Origin of the sequence: Methylobacterium sp. GC_Met_2 (genome assembly GCF_026540795.1) — a bacterium.
Lineage (GTDB): Bacteria > Pseudomonadota > Alphaproteobacteria > Rhizobiales > Beijerinckiaceae > Methylobacterium.
Map to the genome: position 1 here is coordinate 1 of NZ_JALNUM010000227.1, position 2935 is coordinate 2935.

The window sequence follows — 2935 nt, forward strand, 5'->3', positions numbered from 1 at the left end:
ACCCGATGTGTGAATCCGCAAGCCACAAGGGGGAGGAGAGAAGCGCGCGCCATGATCACCCGACGCCCGGCAGCGCCACCCAATGCCCCGGCGCCACCTCGGTGAGCGGCCCGTCGGGCGGCGCGTCGTGGCCGGAGAGGTCCCGCGCCGCGAGGCGGGCGCGCTCCTCGGCCGGGTGCGGCACCGGCACCGCGGCGAGCAGACGACGGGTATAGGGATGGCGTGGGTCCGCGTAGAGCGCGTCGGCCTCGGCCAGCTCGACGATCCGCCCGCGCCAGAGCACCGCCACCCGGTGGCAGAGGTAGCGCACCATCCGCAGGTCGTGGGAGATGAACAGGTAGGACAGGCCCATCTCGTCCTGCAGGTCCTGGAGCAGGTTCACCACCTGCGCCTGGATCGACACGTCGAGCGCCGCGATCGGCTCGTCGGCGACGATGAAGCTGGGTTTGAGGGCGATCGCCCGGGCGATGCAGATCCGCTGGCGCTGGCCGCCCGAGAACTGGTGCGGGTAGCGCCCCATGAAGCGTGGATCGAGACCGACCCGCTGGAACAGGGCCGCCACCGCCTCCCGCCGCTCGGCTCTGCCCATGTCGCGCCGGTGCAGCTTGAACGCCTCCGCGACGTAGTCCCCGGCGCTCATCCGCGGGTTGAGGGCCGCGTAGGGGTCCTGGAACACCGTCTGGATCCGGGCGCGCATCTTACGCATGGCGCCCGCCGAGAGCTTGGCGAGGTCGGTGCCCTCGAACGCGATGGTGCCCGACGTCGGCGGGTTGAGCATCGTCACGGCCCGGCCGATGGTCGACTTGCCGGAGCCGGATTCACCGACGAGGCCCAGGGTCTCGCCGGGGCGGATATCGAAACTGACACCCTCGACGGCGCGGAACACGGATTCCTTGCCACCCCACCACGAGCGCAGGGGGTAGTGCTTGGACAGGTCGCGCACCGAGACGATCGGATAATCCTGAACGCTCATCGGGCAACCTCCTGACGCAGCAGGTTCGGCAGGTCGTACCAGGCGGCGACGAGGTGGCCGGGGGCGGCACCGGGCGCTTGTGCCAGGGGTGGTATCTCGGTCCGGCAGCGCGGGGTCGCGAAGGCGTTGCGCGGCGCGAACGGATCGCCCGGCGGCGGGTGACGCATGTCCGGCGGCGCGCCCTCGATCTGGTGCAGGCGGCGGCGCCCAGCGCGGCCGGCGCTCAGGTCCGGCAGGGAGCGCAGGAGGCCCAGCGTGTAGGCGTTGCGCGGGTCCGAAAAGATGTCGTCCACCGGCCCGCGCTCCAGGATCCGGCCGGCATACATCACCTGCACGGTATCGCTGATGCCGGCCACCACGCCGAGATCGTGGGTGATCCAGAGGATCGCCATGCCGAGCTCGCGCTTCAGCTCCTGAACCAGCGCGACGATCTCGGCCTGGACGGTGACGTCCAGCGCGGTGGTCGCCTCATCGGCGATCAGCAGCTTCGGCCGGCAGCTCAGACCGATGGCGATCATCACCCGCTGGCGCTGGCCGCCGGAGAATTCGTGCGGGTACTGGTCGAGGCGCGCGACCGCGTTCGGGATGCGAACGAGGTCGAGCAGCTCCCTGGCCCGGGCGCGGGCCGCGCGGGCGTCGAGGCCGAGATGGATCCGCAGGGGCTCGACGATCTGCGCCGCGACGGTCATGCCGGGGTTGAGCGAGCTCATCGGGTCCTGGAACACGAATCCGATCGCGCCGCCGCGGATCTTTCGGAGTTCGCGCTCCTTCAGGGCGAGCAGGTCGCGCCCTTCGAACAGCACCTGCCCGCCGGTGATGCGACCCGGCGGGCGCGGGATCAGGCCCAGCATGGCCAGCACATGCACGCTCTTGCCGGAGCCCGACTCGCCGACGATCCCCAGCGTCTCGCCCTCGTGCAGGGTGTAGGACACGCCGTTGACCGCGTGGACCGCGCCCCCGTCGGTGTCGAAGGCGACCGCGAGGTCGCGGACGTCCAGGAGGGGCTTCGTCATGTCCGCTGCCTCGGGTCGAGGGCGTCCCGCAGGCCGTCGCCGAACAGGTTGAAGGCGAGCACGGCCAGGAAGATCGACAGGCCGGGCCAGATCGCCATCCAGGGCGCTTGGTCCATGAAGTTCTTGGCGGTGTTGAGCATGGCGCCCCAGGACGGCTCGGGCGGCTGCTGGCCCAGGCCGAGGAACGACAGGCTCGCCTCCGCGATGATCGCGGCCGCGATGGTCAGCGTCGCCTGGACGAGGATCGCCGGCACGATGTTGGGCAGGATGTGGACCCGGGCGATCCGCCAGGGCGGGTTGCCCATGGCGCGCGCCGCCTCGACGAACTCCTCCGCTGCCACGGCGCGGACCTGCGCCCGGGTCAGCCGGATGAAGGTCGAGGTCGCCGAGAGGCCGATGGCGATCATCGCGTTGACGAGGCTCGGGCCGAGGAAGGCGGCCAGCGCGATCGCCAGGATCAGGAACGGGATCGCCAGGAGCGCATCGGTGAGCCGGGAGATCACGCCGTCAATCCAGCCGCCCGCATAGCCGGCGAGCAATCCGAGCGGCAGTCCCAGGGAGACGGCCAGCGCCACCGAAACGAGGCCGGCGCCCAGCGAGGCGCGGGCGCCGAAGATGATCCGCGAAAGCACGTCGCGCCCGACCTCGTCGCCGCCGAACGGGTGCACGAAGCTCGGCGCACCGCGGACGTTGCCCCAGTCGGTAGCGGTTGGGTCGTAGGGGGCGATCCAGGGCGCGAACACCGCCATCAGGATCAGCAGGCCGACGATGACGAGCCCGGCGACGGCGCTCCGGCGGGCGCGCAGGCGCCGCCAGAAGGCCGTGAGGGTGCCGGGTTCCTGGATGAGGGCCGGGGTTCCGGCGGGGGCGGCGAGGCCGGCGGCCTCGGCGATGGGGGTGCCGGTGCTCATCGGACCCTCGGGACGTTGGCCTCACGCGCTCTCCCTCC

3 protein-coding genes are annotated in these 2935 nt (G+C 71.5%); all 3 read right to left on the reverse strand.

Features of this window, described 5'->3' with window-relative positions; genetic code table 11:
- Positions 1 to 55: 55 nt before the first annotated feature.
- Genes OXS49_RS33010 through OXS49_RS33020 form a run of 3 tightly spaced genes read right to left on the reverse strand, consistent with a single transcriptional unit; the run spans position 56 to position 2897 of the window.
- A complete protein-coding gene (locus OXS49_RS33010; RefSeq protein ID WP_267428719.1) occupies positions 56 to 973 on the reverse strand; it encodes an ATP-binding cassette domain-containing protein in 918 nt (305 codons plus the stop codon).
- Positions 970 to 1986, reverse strand: a complete 1017-nt coding sequence (locus tag OXS49_RS33015; RefSeq protein ID WP_267428720.1) for an ABC transporter ATP-binding protein — start codon at positions 1984 to 1986, stop codon at positions 970 to 972. The genes OXS49_RS33010 and OXS49_RS33015 overlap by 4 nt, the downstream gene beginning before the upstream one ends.
- Positions 1983 to 2897 (reverse strand): ABC transporter permease, encoded by a 915-nt coding sequence (locus tag OXS49_RS33020; protein WP_267428721.1) that lies wholly within the window; start codon positions 2895 to 2897, stop codon positions 1983 to 1985. The genes OXS49_RS33015 and OXS49_RS33020 overlap by 4 nt, the downstream gene beginning before the upstream one ends.
- Positions 2898 to 2935 lie beyond the last annotated feature (38 nt).

What these genes read in the sequence shown, in the direction of transcription:
- OXS49_RS33010 (WP_267428719.1), bottom strand. Translation starts at nt 973, where the DNA reads ATGAGCGTTCAGGATTATCCGATCGTCTCGGTGCGCGACCTGTCCAAG.
- OXS49_RS33015 (WP_267428720.1), bottom strand. Translation starts at nt 1,986, where the DNA reads ATGACGAAGCCCCTCCTGGACGTCCGCGACCTCGCGGTCGCCTTCGAC.
- OXS49_RS33020 (WP_267428721.1), bottom strand. Translation starts at nt 2,897, where the DNA reads ATGAGCACCGGCACCCCCATCGCCGAGGCCGCCGGCCTCGCCGCCCCC.